Here is an 18,655-nt window from a genome sequence, read left to right as displayed (position 1 = left end):
AATAAAGAGAAAAAACTTTCAATGTAGCGACTAGCCCAGTTGACATTTGGGCGATAATTTTCTGGATTGGGTTAGGCGATTGGCATGAGGTGTAGAAATTCTTCCTGCCAATCATCACTGAGCAGCCCAACCAAGAAGCTAAGCATATTTACTCTGCTTTCCACTGGCATGAGGTGCAAAAACGCTTGTATTGCCCCCCATCCAACAGTTTGAGCTAGATTAGTGCACTCACTAGCAAGATTTTCCACATTCTGGTCATTATCTTGGAGAACCAGAGGTAGATACGTTTCAATCGCAAACAAGGCATCCTCACCGAACTCTTCTTGCAATTTCTTAGATAAATTATTCCAACCCCTAGGAGCATCTAATAGAGCTTGGAATAATTTTCTAAATCCGCGCCAACCACCAATCTTGGCTACTAGTTCATCGCGGTTAATGGCTTTGCTGATTGTGCTTTGGGCAAGTCCCGCTGTGTGAGCTACCTCGGCTTGGGTGATAGTTTCGCGACCATCTTCTTGGGCGAGCTTGGCGATCGCAGCAAAAACAGTACCCAAAGTTCTCTCGCCTTCACTGCCAGCATCAGGAGTGATCGAGAACGCGCTTACCTCCTCAAAGGTCGCACCCGGAAAAGCACCTTTTAGATAATTGATGTCCTCGTCGGTAACGATGTACCAGATCAGTCGCTCGTCCGGACGACGATGAGCGCGTAGTCGTCCACCAGCTTGGATAACTTCTACTTCCTTAAGCTCTTGGACATAAGCGTCAAACTTGGGATTACCTTTTGTAGTATTCTTGTCACCCGTTGTGGTAGCGTAGACCATCGCTAACGAACCAATGTCCTGATAAGGGCTACCTATGGTAATTAATGCTTCCTTGTGTTGGTAAACATTGGTTCCACGGCTATCGTTGAACCAGTGACCATCGCCAGCGCGTTTAGTTGCCAAGTGGTCAATTATTCCTAATCCTAAGTGCTTCTCCTCCAAATGGGTCAACAGGGCGTCCAACCTTTCTTGTAATTCCTTAGAGCGGTTGCGCGTTAGTTTGCCCAACCCCCGGACATGTTTGATGGTTAAATTGGAGTAAGATTTCCGTTCTTCGCAGATGACGACAATCTCGGATGGGTCAATCCCTAAGCTTTGGGCAAGTGATTGTGGCGTGAGAGTGGCATCTAGTACTACGGCTAAGTCAGCAGCAAGCAATTGTTCTTTGTGACGGTCATTTGCGGTGACGATTTCCAAAGTCCCATGTTTTACTCGGAAGGACCCGCGCTCGCCAGCCAGTGTTTTTAAAATGGGGACAATGCAGTTAGCTGGCAGGTTTTTAATGCGATCGCGCTTCTGTTGATTCGCTTCTTTGTTGAACTGACCACGAATGTACCTCAGAACTGGGGAGCTACCTTTCTTATCCTTGGAGTTACCTTGAATCCCCTCCTGGCTTACGCTATCCGCTTCTATGCCATCCAGCAGCGTTTCCAGTCTGGGTTTTACTGCCGCTAGTACTTTTGCTGCTTCTTGCAGTCCCTCTGGCAATTCACCAATCACCTCGCGCAGCTGCAACTCGTTCCAACCGTAGAAGGTTTCTTGGGTAACATCAATTTCTTCCCCGCTCAAAACCCCACGAATGGAGTAGATAATGGGCTTAACTGTTTCCAGAGCACCAGGCAGTTTCTCAACCAGATCCTTAACTGCTTGATAGTTATGCGCGAGGTCGGTGATTTCTTGCTCCAGTTTTTTAATCTCCTGCTCATTGGCTGCATTTTCGAGTTGCTGCCGCTTCCACTCGATTAATTCTTCCGTTTGCGCCAAGTGCTCCAGAATAAAAGCCTCGCGCGATTGGAGGAAAACCCAAGTACTATCAAATTCAGCTAGACTCACTTGGGTGAGGTTTGTGGATCTGTATTGGGCGTAAAATTCATCAACAATAATCCCCGCTCTAATTCCTGGTTGCCCTTCTTCGGTTGGCTCCTGCATTGTCGTGATGCTTGGAAGAGAATCCAAAGAAGCGCGAATTTTAGCATATTCTTTTAATACCTTTTGGCGCTCCAATCGGAAGGTGTAGCCCTCCACTGGCTCCATAATGTAATTACCATCCTCATCTTTGACCCCCGCACAACCAAGAGCAAATTTGCATTTTTTACAAATTGGATTAATGCCAGCACTTGAATTTACACTTTCGTGGTAGCCTTTGGTTGAATAAATATGAAATTGTTCGGCATTTTTGCAGTTTGGGGTGATATTTGATTGCTCGCCTATCTGTTTTTTTGCCCAGCGCACGTGAGCGTTACCCAATGCGGTTTGTGGTTTATTTTCATCTACCAACAGCCCGTTGTGCCTTACTGGTAGATCCGCAAAATTCTTCTCAACAGTTGAGGTGCTGGGATTACGGTGCGTCGGCGAACAATAAAATAATTTGTCAATCCCTAGTAACCCGTTGGAAATCTCACCCCACTCGTGAGATTTTCCTGCTCCGGTTTCGGAGGTATCGAGAATTCTTAGCTTTCTTCCTTCCCTTGCTGCCTGCTCCACAAGCACAGTGATTAACTTTTGGCGATCGCCCTTTGCAAAACTGATAACACCGTTATCATCAGATTTTGGCTGTGCCTTCTCTGCAAACCCCTTAACACCTAGATGTTTGGGCGCTTGAGATACAAACTTTTTAACCCGCTTTAGGGTTTTGCCCAAAAAGTCTTCTAACTTCTTGGCATTTAAGTAGCGGTCTAAGCCTTCTTCCCAATCCTCAGCGGCTTCTATATCCTGCGGGGTGGATACTGCCGTGTAATTCTGAATCGCTGGAAATTTAAAGCCATATTGTTTCGCAATATGGAAAAGTGATCCAATACCAGTGCCACCGCGTTTAAAACTCCTAATTTTCCTGCCTACATTCCAATCCGTCCCACGGACAGAAGGCGACCACTGCTCAGCAACAGCTTCTGCTTCCGCTGGTCCATAGTAATCCACCAGTGCCATTAGCACCGCGAGGGATTCATCATAGGTGTTTGAGCCAGGATTACGCGGTGGAATGAAGCTGAGTGCCTGTTGGATTAACTTGTCGTTATCCCATCCTTCGGCATCATTCCTTGCCCGGATTTCTGCTTTACGTGCCTCAAATTGCTTAATGCGCTCAGTATGAAGAATTCTTTCTTCCTGCGCGATCGCCCGTGCTTCCTCCACCCATTCCATCGGCAAAGTAACACCAGGTTGCACCAGTGGGAATTCAGCTTTAGAGTTCCCATAAAACACACGTCCAGCGTCTTTACATGCTGGATCATGCGGTAGGTGCTGCATCAGAAAACGTATGCACACCTCTACCGTATCCCCACCTTCCAAATATTCAGGCAATAAAAATATCAGCCTAAACTTGTGCCAGTCAGGTCTGTGACTCGGAGTGGTGTAAATGAGGCAGCAATATTTTTGAATGAATGGGTGAGCAAGTGCATCTTCAAGCGTCAACTCGTGGCTGTATGTTGGGATAATCTTCCCATCTTCTCCTTTTACGGGGTTGCCATCCGCATCTAACAACGGTGTGGAGTTATCAATATCTAGTAGAAGTACATCGGAACCAATAACATTGGCTTTACTGCGCGACTTACCACCCAACAACCCAACAAGTAGAGCGTGACCATTCGCGACATGGCGCTGTACATCTTCTAGCGTCCCTTCTTTATCGCGGTAACGATTGGTTAAGAGCTTATAATCCCAATTTTTGTCTTTCCCGCTGGTATTAACTGCAAATCTAAAACGTGTTCGCGAAGTGGTAATCATGCTGCCACCTCACCATTGCTTAGATGAAAAATGGAAAGAAAGCGATTATTTAATGAAGAAAGCGAGCAGTATAGCTTGTGGTCGAATTTTTGAAGTAGTGCTGCTAATTCCTCTAGGTTTCCAAGCTCAACCTCTATATATTCCTCTTTGTCGTATATCCATCCACATTCGCTACCTCCATCTTTTGCAAGGTAAAAAATGCTGTAGCAGTCAGCCTCGCCAAGATTAGCACACTGGTAACACCCAGTGCTGTCAAAGTATTTGATGATAAATTCTAAAACATCAGGACGAGTCGTAAAATTTACTGGCTTGAATGGAGAAGATGCACTCATGCTGCACCTCCTACCGCTAAAACCTGTTGTATAGCGCCGTTGTTAATTAAAATTTTAATTAACAGCAATTCCCCTGGCGGCGGTGCTTTGAGAATTGCCGAAAGGCTTGACCTAATAGCGCTCAGCCGTGTTACACTTGAATTATGAGAAGAATATGAAAGTTCTCTCTCGAAAGCTTTTGAAAAAGCCATTTTTAGCTGCTCCTTGGTTACAGAGGGCAGCTTTTTAATGCTTTTCACTCGTTTTCTGCCACCGAAGGCGGTAGCGCGCCTGCTAAAAATGCCGTAAATTGGAGAAATTGAAAACTTTAAGAATTTTGGGTTGCTTTTGAGTGTACGGACACGGCATCTTTCGCTTGGGATAAAAGGGGAGGAAAAGAGTGTTTGCGCATTAAAAAGCAAACCTTTTTTTTTAACGCTGTCCCAGTATGTAACAAGTTTCGCCGAAAGCGCGAATACAAAAATAATCTATTTCTATCAAAAAACGGTTGAAAAACGCTGATTACACAGCGTTTTCCTCCATCTCAGGCTTGCCTAAAAAAATAGGTAAGCGGCTTTGACGTTGGCGATAAGTCCTTGGCTTGACGCTCCGCGTATCGCCCTTGCCGAGAGCAAGCTGCCAATGTAAGCCGCTATTTGTTGAAGAAGTTTTCTGTCTGGTTTAACTAGTGGCATCTTATTTTTCCGGTGATTGACTAACCTGCACTCTGATGCGAAGTTTTGTAAATCCACGCTAGTACATTTGCTCATAATTCCTTTCCCTAACTTGAATAGTTGCTCTCGCAAGTTATCCAGAGATCCATCAGGAGAACTGATGATACGACTAACTACCTCGCCTGATAAGTTGCAGCAATATTGCTTCTAAGCTTTGCAAAGCAGCATTGGTCGTTCTTTGATGTTCTTCAAAGTTTCGCTGATGTTGTTCAAATTCCCGCTGGTGTTGCTCGGAATTCTCGCGCAGTTCCAAAAGCACGTCATCCAAAATTGCACTGCGAGCCAAAACGCGGTCGGTATTTTCGGCTAATTGGGCGATCGCCTGAGTGTTGCCAGCTTGCTGAGTGGCAATGTCAGCCAGAATCGCTTCTATCCGGTCAAGTCTACTTGGTTGGTCTTGGGTCATTTTCATTTTCCTTTAGCCATTCAAGAATTAAACTTTCCATAACACTATCCATAGTTTTATTTTTTAGTGCGCAAGCTGCTTTAAAGCGTGCGCGTACTGATTCTGGGACTCTACCCCTAACAAATACTTCTTTTTCCATTTAAGAGTACATTTGTTTACTTGTGTATTAGTATCCTCTATATCGTACAGCACATTGTATTAGTGAATTAAATAACGTTCACTTGTTCACTATGACTATTGTGAGCTATATTGAATTCATAGACAGAAAACAAGCCCAAACGCAGCCAGGGGGAGAACTCCAGCACTGTGTGGGTGAGCTTCGCATGTCTCTGAAAGAAACAAAGCAGGCAACGGGTACACCAAAGTGAACTGCGGCTTGCAGGAGTTTCAATCAAGCTTTGTAAAGCATGGGAATATTATGCACCTCTGCATAGTTCGCCCCCAGCACTTTTTTTAAAAGTGGCGGTATTGCGCTAATACGAGAGGAATCTTGTTAGTGACTCCGTAAAACAAAGTTGCCTTTTTGAGGTTATCTAGAGAACACGAAAGTAATAAGTGTTTTCTAATTAGCTAATTAAAAGGTATAAATAATGGGATCACACTTACTTTATCCTTACTGGTTCAGTAAGAGGTATGCAAATAGGTTTAAACCTACATACCAAGCAAGCCAACCTAAAAATAACAAAGTAGAGTTAATAGCATTGATGCCTGTTGGTCGCAGAACAGTAAAAGCACGACCAACAAAAAAATATCACGAAAGGTTAATAGTGGTAGAAGTAGAACTTGAAGTAGAAAGACCAAAAGAACCGAAAGAGCCACCATATTGCAATTACAGGCAGCAGTGGCGGCGGCTGACTGGTACAGTACCTCATGCTTCCAATGTTTTTAAAGCAATGCCAGATTACAAGCTGCCAATATATACAGATGAAGATTGGGAAGCCGTTGTGAAAACTTATGAATTTCGTCGTTCACTTATATCTCTGAAGCCAAACTCACGGCGGAAGCCACGAGTAACTTTACAATCGGAAATAAAACCAGATCCAGAGGCTAAGGTAGTCATTACACCACCGTCCCACAAAGAAGAATCCATAAAAAATAAAACGCTGCGACAACTAGCGAATAAAGCGGAAAGAAAAAATCAATCTCGTAAAACTGAAGAAGCTAAAGCAGGCTGGGAGAGAGTAACTGGATTACCTGCGGGGGTTTCTATAGTTGAAGAACTTTTTCCAGATTTTGCAAAGATGAGTTCTGACCACGCGCAATACTGGAGGTCTGCAATCATACGATGGAAACAATGTAAGCAACCCGAACCCCAGACACCATCATCACCAAAACCACCTCTACAACAACAACCACAGCCAGTCATAAGTTACCCGCCCAAAACACAACGCGAAATGGCGGTGAGCGATGCGATCGCACTAATGCTCAACGGGCAACGTGAAGTACACTGCCCCCCAGTTGGGAGGATAGACGTACTAACTGATATTGAAGTGATTGAAGTAAAAGACGCCGATGACTGGAAACATGCCATCGGACAGGTAAAAGTCTATGGGTTCCATCATCAAGACAAACAGCAAGTTATCTATTTGTTTGGCGACAATGCACAATCAGTTTACAGTATTGCGGTTGACTACTGCGTCAGACTGGGCATTGAGTTAAGAATTTACCAACACTCAAAATAGTTTTTCAGCTAGCCCCTCGGTTGGCATCTGCCACCACCAACGGCAGTTACCAACCAGTGAGGATTTTATGTCGAAAGACTACCAAAATTTCATTGAACTCCAAGAATTCTTCGGTGTTGACGCTTTTGAGAGTTTGGACGTGGAAACGCTTGCCACTCTTTCAGCCGATGCCCTGTTTCACCTGCAAAGCTTGATCATGCAAGCACTAGCCAAGAAGATGGAGAGTAAAAATCATGTTCAGTAAGGCGCAATTTGAGTTTTTGACGGCTGTTCAGCTTGTCGATGACTGGCACTGCTCTTGCTTCGTAGATGTGCTACGCCAGTACCACGAAAACGATCTCAACCGATATGCAACCTCAGTGCGACTCAAACAAGAAGAGTTCGACGAGCTTATGACCATACTTTCACGCGCAGATGATGAAGATATTTTTCAACTCCAGTTTGCTTTGAATGCTCTCAACTTACTGCCCTGCTCCATGTTTGAGAGCGCAACCGAATGATAAACATAGCAAACTGGTTTTTTGAACCTACCGACAATTCCTCTCCAGTTGCCAGCGCCGACCCCGGCGATGAGTACTCAGGTAGCGTTATCTCCACAGGAGTTAATACGGTTTCGCAACTTGCAGAGAAACACGGTTTGGAAACCCCACACTTCGTTTTGGACGAAACCGGGAATCGCTACAACTACACAGCCAAAAAGAAGTAGACATCTCAGTCACTATAAAACGCTACAACACAACCACGCAAAACACTTCGTACCCTTAAGGACAGTTCCATGTTCATAACCGATGAAACCGTCACAAATCTTAAACAAGTGACACAATTTGTACCCAACCTTGATTACATCGACCTTGCATCTCTACTTCATGCAGTAGCTGATGCTATTCGCCAAGGTCAAACTCTTTCCAAGACTTTAGAAGAGCTAGGTGTGGATATACCGGGGCTTACGGATGGCGGATATGGATTGTTACCGACGTTTTATAACGTATTGGAAGAACAGGAACTAATAGCCTTGGCTGGTTCTTGCGCAAGTCACTTGATGCACACATACTATTTTCGATAAATAACTATGTCGTAACTGTCATATGGTTGCAGTACCTATCATCTCCGTACACTCTGCGAAAGTATACGCATAAAAATAGTTGTCCCGTTGCCCGTTTTTGGGCTGCCGCAGCGCGAGGAGGTACTAAAAAGGGGCATTTTACCCCGCGACACTTTTGGCGTCGCGAACAGGGGTAAATTGTCGCAGCCTTTGTCGCAAGCCTGTCGCGGCTGTCGCGGGATTTTGTCGCGGGATTTTGTTTAACGGTCGCAAGCCTGTCGCGGCTGCCCTGAGCGCTCATAAAAAGTGTCGCGAGGATCGCCCGATTGTCGCAAGCCATGTCGCAAGCCTGTCGCGAGCACTGCCCGATTGTCGCAAACAAAAAAGCACCGTTCAAACAGCGTTTTTGTACGGAATTACTCAAAGCAAATAATACAACACGCACGTACTACCTTTAGTGTGTGCCAGTTACGACGACGATTTTTCACCCTTAATTAAGGAGAACTAAAAATGCCCAGAAAAAAGGTTGAACAACTTACCGAAGATTTGCAAGAAACCTCAGAAAGTCAAAACGCCGATGAGGCGACATCTGACGGCACTGTGGAAGCTCAACCGCCCAAAAAGCAGAGTCAGAAGGAGCCACTAAGACCCTTTTTACTGGTTGCTGACTTGGGACGAAGTTCTTGTAAATCCCTGGAGTACTTTGATGGACAGGAAATAGAGATAGACAAGCTTACTTCTTGCGTGGCTCGACTAGACTCCTCTCCTGGCAATGATTATGGTGGCTTTACCCTGGAACTGGAGGAGGTTCATCCTACCGAGGTAAACGAGAAGGGTAAGCCAGTCAAAGTTAAGAAGCAAGAGCACTGGGTGGTAGGAGATAGAGCACAAGCCTATCCCAATCCTATTTGGATGACCGACAAGAGTGATGCGAAGGTGGAGTACTTCCACATTCTCCTGATGGGGGTTATCTCGGTTACCCCAAATTTGGATAAGCTTTCTACCGGGAAATCAGCGAAGCAACGCACGCTAACCATTGACCTAGCAACACTGAGCATTGCTAAGCCGGATGAACTCAAGAAGAAACTGAAAAGCTGCAAAGCGCTCACCATTAATGGCATCAAATACCGCCTCAACTTCACCAGTAACCAACAATCCTTTGTGGAGGGTCATGGCGGTGCAATACACGGTAAAAACTGCTTCCCAAACCACAACACCCTATATGTTGCGGATTTGGGTGCGGGAACATTCCAGATTTCTGAATTCAGTATCTTGAATAAGTTACCCAGTAAGAAATCCAAGGATAGCTATCACGGCGGCGGTGGTATCACTTCACTCAAGCGCGAAGTTGCTAAAGCCCTATCGAACGGAGATTCTAGCAACTACCTCACCCGTTCCCAGGTGTCCACCATCCTAGAAAAGAGTGAATGGACCAACGGCAAGGTGGTCGCCCAAGACTTCACAAAATCCGATGTGAGCAACCATATCACCTTTGCCATCAATCAGTGGCTTAGAGAAAGTCCAGCAGGTTTTGCACTAGAGGACCTGGTCAATATCTCGCGTCGTTCACCAGTGATTTTTTGTGGTGGAGGGTTTGCGATCGCCTCAGTCAAAGGCATCATCCAAAAACAAATCATTGAATCGGGAGGAGATGCTAAAAACCTCATCTTCCCTGAAGATTTGGGACTTATCGCAGTGAGGGGAGTGCTTGATTACTTGATTCAAAAACCGTCAAACATTTTGCAGTTACCAACCATTAAAGAGATAGCAACAGATGACCACGACGACCAAGCCGCCACGGCTTAACTACAATGTCCCACAAGCGCTTGTGGGCGACATTCTTAATATTTGCAGCCAGCAAGGAATTGAGCCTAACTACTGGCTAAGAAAAGTGATTGAGAAGGCTGTTGTCGAATCTCGTTAAACACAGGAAAGCCGGACACAATCCGGCTCACAAACAATTATCAGTGAAGTAATGCTAACAATTTACCAAAACGAAAAAGTAGCCATTGCGCTCAAACTCATCAAAGAAGTTCAAGAGCAGGTTAGTGATACCGACATCCACAAATCAATACTTCTCGGTGATGCAGCCGAAGCGTGTGATGAGGTGCTCACTGAAGATTTGCCAGAAGGATACACGCCACCAAAGGAAGCATGGTATAGCCCTGAAAGAATAAAGGAGTCGCGAAGCGCGCCATCAATGGGCGATCGCATTGTAGGAGCGCTTACTCGCGTAGCGGCATCAACTGTGGTTTGCGCGGGTTTAAGTGCTTGTCTGAGTCTTGGATGTTTAGGCGTGGCTCAGTTCAAAATTGCCAGCAAAGACTTCTCTCAACCAGATTTCACAGCACAAGGACGCGCTTATCTCGGACTGACGATGATTTTCGCCGCTGCTACTGGCGCGAGTCTTGTTTTAATTGCGGTCGCTGATAGGGAGGTAAACTAATGTACGCGCTCAACAGACTTTCACCCAACAAAAAATACTTGATCAGCAACCATCCCGGTGAATGGCACTTTCTACGAGTCACAGGTGATTATGCAAACTTTTACAAGTTTGCTCAGAACAACACGCGGGTAAGTATCAAGCTATCCCTTGCACGTGTCGAACAGGCGGTCTGGGAACAAGTGTCTTTGACCTCCAACCTTGAAAGCTTTTGTGGTTTGTAAAAAAACGGGGGCTGTAAAAACAGCCCCTAAAACATAACGTACTAAACTTTTTGGAGAGAATATGCATCCAGTTACTTACTTTATCGAAGATTCGACCATTAACCTGTTAACGCAGCGTTTTGGCTGCTATCTAGAACAGTTAGACCGCTCTCAAATAATCCAAGTGCGGGTTCTTCTGACTAATTTTCTGATGGGTCAAGAGATGATGGGCGAGCACTACACCATCTGTGACGCTTGGCAAGATTCCTCGTTACATCTTCTTGTCCAAGATGAGGCGGTGGTAGAGGTAGCTGACATTTTGGATGGGCTGACTATCGCCCAGGCAGAAGGGTTATTGTCCGCTTTTCAAGAACAGTGCACCGTAGGCAATGCGAGGCTGAAAACTTCGGTAGAGACAACGACGGACGACTTGATAAAGCACGGTGTGCCACATGAATTAGCCAGGGCTGGTGCAATCATTCTTCGAGAAGTTGACGGTCAACGCTCACGCACACCAGAGGAACAGGAAATCATCAACCAAGTTTTTCAACTCACCACCAAGGAGGCTGCATGATTAAATATCTTGCGTACCTAGCCGAATGCCAGTTACAGGAGTATTACAAATATTGGGAAGGCTACTACCCCGGTACTTGGCAACCAAAAAACCTTTATGCCAATCGGTGTTATGACCGCCACGACCGCCTGATAGCTTTGATTCTTTTCCTTGACCCTGAATACTTCAGACGCGACAACGATTAAACAAAAACGCTGGGGAGGTGACTAACCCAGTTACCAAAAAAGGAGAGAAATCATGGACTTTACCGAAGATTCAAGCCAACAATTCAAAGCTGAAGATTACAAGCTTGACCCCACACTGTATGAGATTGACACCGCGACCCCTGGTGATGACCCAATAACTCGTAGCTTTGAAACTACACCAGCTAATTGGGTAAGTCGTACCTTTTTCAATGCTCCCGGCAAAGAAGCCCTGGTGGACTTAGACCGCGACGCCATTAAGCAAGGTGGTGATGCTGCTCAACGTGCCAGCCAACAAGCTAAGTTCCTTAAAGGTTACTCGAAAGTAAACGAGAAGATGGTGGATGATAAGGTGTCAGCCGCCAAGTCCATCCTTGCCATTATGCAAAAGCGCTATGACGGCGCTCAATCCCTGATGGAAGTTGCCAAGGACTTGCACCTGGCAGGGGTTGAGTTCAAGTCCTCCCATCAGTTGATCCAAGCTGAAACACAATACGCTTCTCAGACAATTACCGCCGAAACTCAAAGCAAGTTGATTCTGGCACGGGTTCAGTTTCTCAAAGACCTGGCGGCGATCGCCACTACTCATTCTGAAAAACTCAAGGACAAGTTAAAGCCTGAAGACGAGAACCAGTACAGCTTACGCGCTCAAATCTTCAGGCAGATGGACGCTGAATACATGAAGTACTTGGGTGCGCTAGGCAAGTACGGCACTCCTGTACAAAACGCACTTTCTGCCCCAGCTAAGCCCGTGTATGACACGGTCGCACCAAAGGGAGGTGCGGTCGGTCAGTTCAACACTGTTATGCGTAACGCAGCTGGTGTTTTTCGTAGAGTATTAGGACTTTAATTTTGATTCGGTGCAGTCAGTTTTGCCCACTACTGCACCGATATTCACCACCAGATAAAAGCAATGAACAACAAAGATTTTGACGCATTTATGGCGATTTCGGGTATAGAACCACCCAAAACCGAAACAAAAGTACAAGCACCCCAGCCAAAAGCAAGTGATAACTTTTTCGGTGCTCCCAGCTACCGAGGCGAGGATCAGCGGGACTTAACGGAAGATGAGCGACGGGCAGAGTCAACTGATCGTAGTGATGTAGATGACCTAACCAGTAAACAAAACTTCTCTGGTGGAGTTTCCTCTATCGGGACTGGACTTACCATCACAATTGGAATTAGTTCCGTTGCTGGTACAAGTGGTGCTGGTTTAGGGCTAGGAGTTGGTTTAGTCGGTTGCCTTATTTTTGGTACAGAAGCAGCAACCGGAAAGAAAGCAAGCATAGTGCGACTGGGAGCTATGACCATTGGTACGGGTTACGCGGGTTGCCAGCTTTGGAACTATTACGCCCAGAACAGTGCAGTCGGCGAAATTAACCACAGCGTGGAGTTGTACATGGTGAAGCAACCTCAAAGCAGTATTTCACTTGGTCAGATAGCAACTTGGGGAATTTATGCGGTTGTTGCGATCGCCATAATCAGATTTCTTCTTTCTCCCAAAACCAGGCAACAAAAAACAACTTCCTCCAACAATCCACTCAACTTTTAATTATGCAAGCTGATTTTAACGAAGAAGACCGGGAAAGATTAGAACGCTTACTGTCTCACCCTGAAAGCGCGGAGTACTTAACCGAAGCACTAAGTAAAGCAATCGTTTCTGATAACAAGGAAACACCACAGCCCTCGGTTCAAGTACAAGTAAAAGAACCAGCCCAGAATGACACAGCTATCAACGTTACCCGTCACTTTATGATTAGTGGTGGGCTGTTAGCAGGTGTACTACTGCTCGCTGCTGCTGTTGCCACTCCTCTGAGAGATACTTTTACTGTCTGTTTTAACCCGAACCCAGTTCCTAACACCTCAAAGTGCTTAGGAGTAAAAAGTTACTCTATTGACCAAGACCATATTGAAAAGCTGGTTTCTCACCCAGCTTTGGTGGTTGTGCCTGATAAAAGAGGTAATCCTGCTTTGGCTGTAGGGTTAGCACTGTTTGGTACAGCATTTGCTGGTGGATCTGGATTCATTGCCAAACAGGCATTGAAAGAAAAAACTGAGGCAATACCAGTAAACCGCACTAATCGAAGAACAACATGGACGGCTACCAAGATGGAAGCGGATAAGGTGGTTAAGCAACGTCACCAGGACTTGCAGCACGGGTTTGTTGTTTCTGATAACACCAACCAACATGCTTTAGCAGCCAGCGACACCCTTAACGAATTTTCTCAGATCCAAAAGCTGATTGCAGCATTAGAACCACAAGAGCGTGAATTATTCTTTCAACACCTGGCGCTCAAAGAGCAAAAGGAAATGATGCAGCAACAAGCCCAGATTCAAGCACAACAGCAACAAAGCCCGTTTGCTGCATTACTTGGTGGTGTTTCTGGACAACAAGCTTTACCGGATAGCACACCAGTAAATAACATTGAGCAAGCCAAAGAGATGGGGCAATCTATCATCAAATCAATGGCTGGATCTATTAAGTCAAAAGTCTTGGTTGCTCCTTCACGGGCTGGTAAGACAACAGTACTATATCTGTACTACAATGCCATGCTTGATCGTTACCCAAATGCTGAGGTGTTCGTGGTTGCTGACAAGCGCGAAATGATTCACCCCAGAATTCCTGTTTCTAACTATGCCTTTTGCGACGGAACCAGCTTTAAGGGTGTGGGGCTAGAAATGCTCAACAAGGTGTACGGTATCTACCAAGAACGCGCCAAGCTGCCAGAATCAGAACGAGACGCTCTAGCTCAAAGTCATCCGGTGCGACTTGCCTTAATTGATTGGTTGGCAACCTGGTCAACAGTCAAAAAAGATGAGCCGACCGCCGATAAAGTGAATAGTCAATTGATTGGACTTATCACCAAAGGTGCGAGCTGCGGCGTTTGCATTGACATCGACACTCACTCAGCCACAGTAGAAGCTTTGGGCATTGATGCCTCTACTCGTGAATCGCTGGACTTCGTTGCCATCGCCTACTGTCAGCAATCCGACAAAGGGGACTTAGACCGCATCTCTGATGGACTGGGACTATTACCCAAAGTAATATCCAAAGCTTTGATTGTGCCTGATAAAGGCGATCGCACCCGATTAGGAACCGATTTTACCAAGTTGCGTGATGCTCTACTCAAAGGTGAGTTCAATTCCTCCATCATCTTCACGACCACTGGCGGCAACCGCATCGGCATCACACCTCACTTTGAACGTAAGACCCTAGGCGACTTAACTCTTGATGCTGAGGAAGAAGTAGAGGAGGAGGAAACGATAGAAGTTGACGAAGATGAGGTTACTATTGAATCCTGCCTCCTGGACGCTTCCAGGGCTATTAAGCTCTACCTAGAATCCAGAGAAGATAAAAGCGCTAGCTTTAAACAGATTCGCGATCAACGTTCCTTGAAGAAACTGTGGAATAGACCCACAGACCTGGCGCGAATTGCAATTGATTTTCTTATTTCACAAGAAATTTTAGAACACGTACAAGAGGTAGATCCAGTGCTAGGGACGAAAGTAGACGTACCAGAAGATAGAAGAGTTTACCGCCTGATGGCTTAGAAAACACTGTTTATAAAAATTTTTACAAACAGTGAAGCAGATCTAAAAAACAACCTTAACGCGCTCGCAGCTTACGTTGTGGGCGCTTTTGTTGTTGTAGAGTGTACACTTGCTTGAACAGGTTATTGAACGTCAATTACTTTGAATTCGCCCGTGAGTAGCATTGGAACAGGAATGTACGTTAAGCCCAAGATGCTTACTGTCACTGACTTTGAACCGTTGCCCTTAAAAGTGTCTATTCCTGTGATAAAGATTGTTATCACAGGAAAAATACACTCATTGCCTGAATAAACGGTAAAAATGAGGCATTGAGTCAGGTAGAAATTTTATTGTTATCACAGGAATCAGTCCTTAACGTACATTCCGGTTCGGTTGCTACTCGCACGCGGAATTATGCTCGAATTTTGGATTGAGGGTCGCGCAATTGGCAAAGCAAGACCCCGTTTTGGGAGAAACGGTGTTGTGCATACCGCACGCGGTTATGGAGCGTGGAAGAGTGATGCTGTTCTACAACTGATCCGGTTAAACTTGCCAGAAGCGCCCAAGCCGGCGCGGATTGAATGCTATTTTGTGAATTTTGCTAGCTCTGATGTGGATAACCTGGTTGGTGCCGTGCTGGATGCGTTGGTACAAGGTGGAGTTTTGGGAAACGACTCATCATCATATATAACTGCGGCGAGCGGGACCTTCGCCCGAACTAAGGGGAAGCGCGGGGAAGAAAAGCCAATTGGTGTTCTGGTTCGGATACTGCCAGCGCAAATTGAATATATTGATCTAGACCTTAAAGCTTTTGCGGCTTGAACGAAGAAAACCCGCTGCACGTGGTACAACGGGTTCCTGAAACCGCCTAAAAAATCTTATAAGGGGTGAGGTGAAAACCCTTGAAAAGATACTTGACTCAGGAAAGTATCTTTGTACTTTAGGCAAGGGATGAAACCCACGAGACAGGGTTTAGCCTGCCGTGGATCTTTCCGGAATTGATCACAAACGTGTTGTATACTAATGCATGTTATCTAGTAAGAATAACCGCAAACACGACGAAATGACCTAGTACGGTGAAACCCCGGCATATAAGTCACTACTGCAATGCAGCAAGCCTATCACTGCAAACAATGGCAGGTCAAGGAGTGTTCCATTCTGGCAAGTGCGGACTCGTGAACGTAACGAAGAAAAGTACACGCAACGTTAAGCTTTTAGCTTGATCGAGTGAATAGGGGCGAATTTGACACGTCCCACCCAGAACTTTAATCTGGGTGACAGCTAATAATACGAAGTGGCATGGGTTTACCCTGCTGCGTAGTATCCATTCAGAATCCCTGTACCTTTAGGTCAGGGAGATGTCAAATAGAGCGCAGCCGATCAAGTAGCTCCTGTACAAAAGCTAAAAGCCGCTTTTCATACAGTGCTTTTGAGTCGGCGCTTTTGGCAGGACGAAACTTTTTGAGGTGGCGATCGCGCTCCTCTTCTACAATCACAAATGTCTGTTCGTATTTATGCCTGACTGCTTTTAATTCTGCAATCAGGCTAGTACTTTTCCCTGGTATTCAACCAACTTAGTTAACTGCTCTTGCATCGCGGTTACTTGAGCTTCTAAAGCTGTTATTTTCTGTGCGAGGCTTATTTGGTCAACTGGTTGTACAACCGCCTTGGGTGGCGTTTTAACGGGCGGTTGCCTAATAACATCTGCAACTTCTTTTAGGCGATCGCATGTCACTTCATCACTCTTGCCAATAAACTTTTTGTGCAACTTCCCATCAACCTTCTTTACGGCATACCAATAATCGTTTGATGTATAACTCTCTTTCCTGGCTCGGTAGCTGTTTTCTCCTGCTTCTACCCGGAAAGAAATATTATCCTGCAGCCACTGTTCAAAACTCGGTGTGTTGCAATCTATGCGGGTTTTGTTGTCTTGTAAGTATTTCTCTTTAAGATGAAGACCCGCACCAATATATTTTCTTTCGGTGCGAATCAGTTTTGTTTCTGTAAATCTTACTGTGTTCAGTTGAGGGTGAAAGTGCTTAATTAGCGCTTGCTCTATCTCTGGCAGTAACTCAGGCAAGTCTACAAACAAGTACGCTATCCTGATGTTACCAATGTTTTTTAGTTTTTCATACCTGTGATGGCTCCCCCATCTATGGCGAACATTTACAGACTTTCCAATGTATTGAACAGTACCAAAAGAATCTATCGCAAAGTAGATCGCAGGACGTTTTGGGAAAGCAGCTTTTTCTTCAAGTGGTAACCAGGGAAGACTTGTTAAGTCTATGTCTGATGGTTTAATCGTTGTCATTGCGGAATTGGCTAAATTGACTCAATAGCAAAGTTTCTTTTATTTCATTAGTCCAACGCGCTAAAAGCTTCTTTTGCGTTGGAGTACATCGCTTATAAATTTGCGCGATCGCCACATCAAGCTGAGACATGGTTAAACAACCTTGGGGGACTTTCCCGGCAGTTGTGACCTCAACAAGTCCAATACTTCATCTATCTTGGAATCCAATTTTTCTTCAACAGCTTCCAGCTTTTCTTCCACTGGAATTTTTCGTGATGCATTCTCCAAGGATTCTTCGACAATACGTTTAGCGACTAAAGAAATGGACTTCTCATCACCCTGCAAGCTCTCAAGCTTTAGAGCGATTTCATCAGTCACTTTGAAAGAAACTAATTTCATGGGTTGACCTGGTTAACTTACCCTTCATCTTACAAAAGAAGGTTAACCACGTCAACTTACCTGAGTTAACCGAGTCAACCTGCTTTTCTATGGTATCTTCAGAATCCTGCAAAAAACCTATGGTTTTAATAGTAGACCAGGTTGACTGTTTAGGTTAACCTGGTCTACTATTAAGTTAGTTAACCAGGTCAACCGGAGGTGAGGACGTGACCCAACAGCCAAAACTACAACAACTCAAGAACCGCGCGTTCCAACTAGCTCAGTCCATCGGGTTGCACTGTACCCAGACCAAGCACTTCAAGAAACGGTTTTCCGGACTAGACTTACGCTCCAAAACAGGTTGGACGGCTTTGATTGGTCGGTTGCAGGTTATGTCTGGTGGCGTCATTCCTGTACTTTTGGCGGCTGCGTAAAACACAAAATCCGCGCCAATAAAGACGCGGATCACAATTAAGTAAAAAGGATAAAACCATGTTCGCACAACAGATCCAAGGTATCGAATCTCAAATCCAAGAACTCAACGCTAAGTTGACCCAGTACCGCAGCTTAGAAGGCGAGGTGGAAACGGCACTTGCGGCGATCGCACGCATTAAAGAATCAGCCCAGGCGCTAGGCGTCGAGAATGAAGTGTCTCAGCAGATTGTCGAAGCTGTAGGGGTTAACCAATCAGTTACCCAAGAAGTCGATGTTCAACCAGTCGTTGAAGCTGAGCAACAAGTTACCCAAGAAGTGGATGTTCAACCAGTTGTTGAGGAACCACCAACTGAACCACCAACTGAGCGGGAAGAACTGCGCCAGGAGCATCATGACCAGGTTGCTTCCGAAGTGCAAATGAGTCCGGAGCCATTGCCACAAGATCATGGGCAACTAGATATATTCGCTGCCATTGAGTCCGCAAAAGAAACCACAGTGGATAATCGGCAATTAGATTCTGTTATTGACTCTACCAGCACGGAGGAGAATGCCGAAGAGCAATGGGTAAACCTGGTAGAGGATGAGCCAGAAAACGGCTACGAAACCGCAGAGCAGATTTCTGAGGCGTTGGCAGATACAGAAAATTTGGATACTCATCTAATGGCGATCGCCTCCATCCTCGA

General features: G+C 45.4%; 26 protein-coding genes. 16 read left to right on the top strand and 10 right to left on the bottom strand.

Features of this window, described 5'->3' with window-relative positions:
- Nucleotides 1-71: 71 nt before the first annotated feature.
- The 6 genes from DP116_RS15160 to DP116_RS15135 all read right to left on the bottom strand — a co-directional run bounded on the left by DP116_RS15160 (nucleotide 72) and on the right by DP116_RS15135 (nucleotide 5,351).
- Nucleotides 72-3,761, bottom strand: coding sequence for a PriCT-2 domain-containing protein (locus DP116_RS15160; protein WP_169155983.1), 3,690 nt, complete (start codon nucleotides 3,759-3,761; stop codon nucleotides 72-74).
- A complete protein-coding gene (locus DP116_RS15155; protein WP_169155982.1) occupies nucleotides 3,758-4,093 on the bottom strand; it encodes a hypothetical protein in 336 nt (111 codons plus the stop codon). Before DP116_RS15155 ends, DP116_RS15160 begins: the two co-directional genes overlap by 4 nt.
- Nucleotides 4,090-4,284, bottom strand: coding sequence for a hypothetical protein (locus DP116_RS15150; RefSeq protein WP_169155981.1), 195 nt, complete (start codon nucleotides 4,282-4,284; stop codon nucleotides 4,090-4,092). Before DP116_RS15150 ends, DP116_RS15155 begins: the two co-directional genes overlap by 4 nt.
- Before the next feature lie 342 nt (nucleotides 4,285-4,626).
- Nucleotides 4,627-4,767, bottom strand: coding sequence for a hypothetical protein (locus DP116_RS15145; protein ID WP_169155980.1), 141 nt, complete (start codon nucleotides 4,765-4,767; stop codon nucleotides 4,627-4,629).
- Nucleotides 4,768-4,915: 148 nt separating this feature from the next.
- Nucleotides 4,916-5,212, bottom strand: coding sequence for a hypothetical protein (locus DP116_RS15140; protein ID WP_169155979.1), 297 nt, complete (start codon nucleotides 5,210-5,212; stop codon nucleotides 4,916-4,918).
- A complete protein-coding gene (locus tag DP116_RS15135) occupies nucleotides 5,190-5,351 on the bottom strand; it encodes a plasmid partition protein ParG (protein WP_169155978.1) in 162 nt (53 codons plus the stop codon). The genes DP116_RS15140 and DP116_RS15135 overlap by 23 nt, the downstream gene beginning before the upstream one ends.
- 451 nt (nucleotides 5,352-5,802) lie before the next feature.
- Between DP116_RS15135 and DP116_RS15130 the strand changes: the two genes are divergently transcribed.
- The 14 genes from DP116_RS15130 to DP116_RS15060 all read left to right on the top strand — a co-directional run bounded on the left by DP116_RS15130 (nucleotide 5,803) and on the right by DP116_RS15060 (nucleotide 15,691).
- The gene (locus DP116_RS15130; protein WP_169155977.1) at nucleotides 5,803-6,894 is read left to right on the top strand and encodes a hypothetical protein; all 1,092 of its coding nucleotides are present in this window, start codon (nucleotides 5,803-5,805) and stop codon (nucleotides 6,892-6,894) included.
- 67 nt (nucleotides 6,895-6,961) lie between these two features.
- Complete coding sequence (locus DP116_RS15125; RefSeq protein ID WP_169155976.1) at nucleotides 6,962-7,138, top strand: hypothetical protein; 177 nt, start codon at nucleotides 6,962-6,964, stop codon at nucleotides 7,136-7,138.
- A complete protein-coding gene (locus tag DP116_RS15120; RefSeq protein WP_169155975.1) occupies nucleotides 7,128-7,394 on the top strand; it encodes a hypothetical protein in 267 nt (88 codons plus the stop codon). Before DP116_RS15125 ends, DP116_RS15120 begins: the two co-directional genes overlap by 11 nt.
- Nucleotides 7,391-7,600 carry a hypothetical protein gene (locus DP116_RS15115; RefSeq protein ID WP_169155974.1) on the top strand — a complete coding sequence of 70 codons (210 nt, stop codon included), beginning with the start codon at nucleotides 7,391-7,393 and terminating at the stop codon, nucleotides 7,598-7,600. Before DP116_RS15120 ends, DP116_RS15115 begins: the two co-directional genes overlap by 4 nt.
- 69 nt (nucleotides 7,601-7,669) lie before the next feature.
- Nucleotides 7,670-7,957, top strand: coding sequence for a hypothetical protein (locus DP116_RS15110; protein ID WP_169155973.1), 288 nt, complete (start codon nucleotides 7,670-7,672; stop codon nucleotides 7,955-7,957).
- 489 nt (nucleotides 7,958-8,446) lie between these two features.
- Nucleotides 8,447-9,742 carry an acetate and sugar kinases/Hsc70/actin family protein gene (locus DP116_RS15105; protein WP_169155972.1) on the top strand — a complete coding sequence of 432 codons (1,296 nt, stop codon included), beginning with the start codon at nucleotides 8,447-8,449 and terminating at the stop codon, nucleotides 9,740-9,742.
- Nucleotides 9,711-9,860: a hypothetical protein gene (locus tag DP116_RS15100; RefSeq protein ID WP_169155971.1), complete on the top strand. Its 150-nt coding sequence runs from the start codon at nucleotides 9,711-9,713 to the stop codon at nucleotides 9,858-9,860. The genes DP116_RS15105 and DP116_RS15100 overlap by 32 nt, the downstream gene beginning before the upstream one ends.
- Nucleotides 9,861-9,911: 51 nt before the next feature.
- Entirely contained in the window at nucleotides 9,912-10,382 is a 471-nt protein-coding gene (locus tag DP116_RS15095) for a hypothetical protein (RefSeq protein WP_169155970.1), read from the top strand.
- Between the two features lie 282 nt (nucleotides 10,383-10,664).
- On the top strand, nucleotides 10,665-11,156 hold the full coding sequence (locus tag DP116_RS15085; protein ID WP_169155968.1) for a hypothetical protein: 492 nt from the start codon (nucleotides 10,665-10,667) through the stop codon (nucleotides 11,154-11,156).
- Nucleotides 11,153-11,341 carry a hypothetical protein gene (locus tag DP116_RS15080; RefSeq protein ID WP_169155967.1) on the top strand — a complete coding sequence of 63 codons (189 nt, stop codon included), beginning with the start codon at nucleotides 11,153-11,155 and terminating at the stop codon, nucleotides 11,339-11,341. The genes DP116_RS15085 and DP116_RS15080 overlap by 4 nt, the downstream gene beginning before the upstream one ends.
- Nucleotides 11,342-11,393: 52 nt before the next feature.
- Nucleotides 11,394-12,188 (top strand): hypothetical protein, encoded by a 795-nt coding sequence (locus tag DP116_RS15075; protein WP_169155966.1) that lies wholly within the window; start codon nucleotides 11,394-11,396, stop codon nucleotides 12,186-12,188.
- A gap of 63 nt (nucleotides 12,189-12,251) precedes the next feature.
- Nucleotides 12,252-12,890, top strand: a complete 639-nt coding sequence (locus DP116_RS15070; RefSeq protein WP_169155965.1) for a hypothetical protein — start codon at nucleotides 12,252-12,254, stop codon at nucleotides 12,888-12,890.
- A gap of 2 nt (nucleotides 12,891-12,892) precedes the next feature.
- Nucleotides 12,893-14,890 carry a hypothetical protein gene (locus DP116_RS15065; protein ID WP_169155964.1) on the top strand — a complete coding sequence of 666 codons (1,998 nt, stop codon included), beginning with the start codon at nucleotides 12,893-12,895 and terminating at the stop codon, nucleotides 14,888-14,890.
- A 393-nt stretch (nucleotides 14,891-15,283) separates the two neighbouring features.
- A complete protein-coding gene (locus tag DP116_RS15060; protein WP_169155963.1) occupies nucleotides 15,284-15,691 on the top strand; it encodes a RusA family crossover junction endodeoxyribonuclease in 408 nt (135 codons plus the stop codon).
- Between the two features lie 539 nt (nucleotides 15,692-16,230).
- On the opposite strand, the gene DP116_RS29975 is transcribed toward DP116_RS15060, so the two are convergent.
- From DP116_RS29975 to DP116_RS15045, 4 genes are read right to left on the bottom strand one after another with little or no spacing between them, the layout of a single operon-like run.
- Nucleotides 16,231-16,365 (bottom strand): hypothetical protein, encoded by a 135-nt coding sequence (locus DP116_RS29975; protein WP_281357428.1) that lies wholly within the window; start codon nucleotides 16,363-16,365, stop codon nucleotides 16,231-16,233.
- Between the two features lie 44 nt (nucleotides 16,366-16,409).
- Complete coding sequence (locus DP116_RS15055; protein WP_169155962.1) at nucleotides 16,410-17,180, bottom strand: GIY-YIG nuclease family protein; 771 nt, start codon at nucleotides 17,178-17,180, stop codon at nucleotides 16,410-16,412.
- Nucleotides 17,167-17,310 carry a hypothetical protein gene (locus tag DP116_RS15050; protein WP_169155961.1) on the bottom strand — a complete coding sequence of 48 codons (144 nt, stop codon included), beginning with the start codon at nucleotides 17,308-17,310 and terminating at the stop codon, nucleotides 17,167-17,169. The genes DP116_RS15055 and DP116_RS15050 overlap by 14 nt, the downstream gene beginning before the upstream one ends.
- 2 nt (nucleotides 17,311-17,312) lie before the next feature.
- A complete protein-coding gene (locus tag DP116_RS15045; protein WP_169155960.1) occupies nucleotides 17,313-17,558 on the bottom strand; it encodes a hypothetical protein in 246 nt (81 codons plus the stop codon).
- Nucleotides 17,559-17,764: 206 nt separating this feature from the next.
- On the opposite strand from DP116_RS15045, the gene DP116_RS15040 reads away from it, so the two are divergent.
- Nucleotides 17,765-17,971 (top strand): hypothetical protein, encoded by a 207-nt coding sequence (locus DP116_RS15040; protein ID WP_169155959.1) that lies wholly within the window; start codon nucleotides 17,765-17,767, stop codon nucleotides 17,969-17,971.
- Between the two features lie 58 nt (nucleotides 17,972-18,029).
- The coding region (locus DP116_RS15035) for a hypothetical protein (RefSeq protein WP_169155958.1) at nucleotides 18,030-18,655 on the top strand (626 nt) is incomplete at its 3' end.

The sequence above is a fragment of the Brasilonema bromeliae SPC951 genome (assembly GCF_012912135.1).
GTDB classification, from domain to species: Bacteria; Cyanobacteriota; Cyanobacteriia; order Cyanobacteriales; family Nostocaceae; genus Brasilonema; species Brasilonema bromeliae.
The sequence above is the reverse complement of the archived record's forward strand: the minus strand, read 5'-3'. Positions and strand labels throughout refer to the sequence as shown.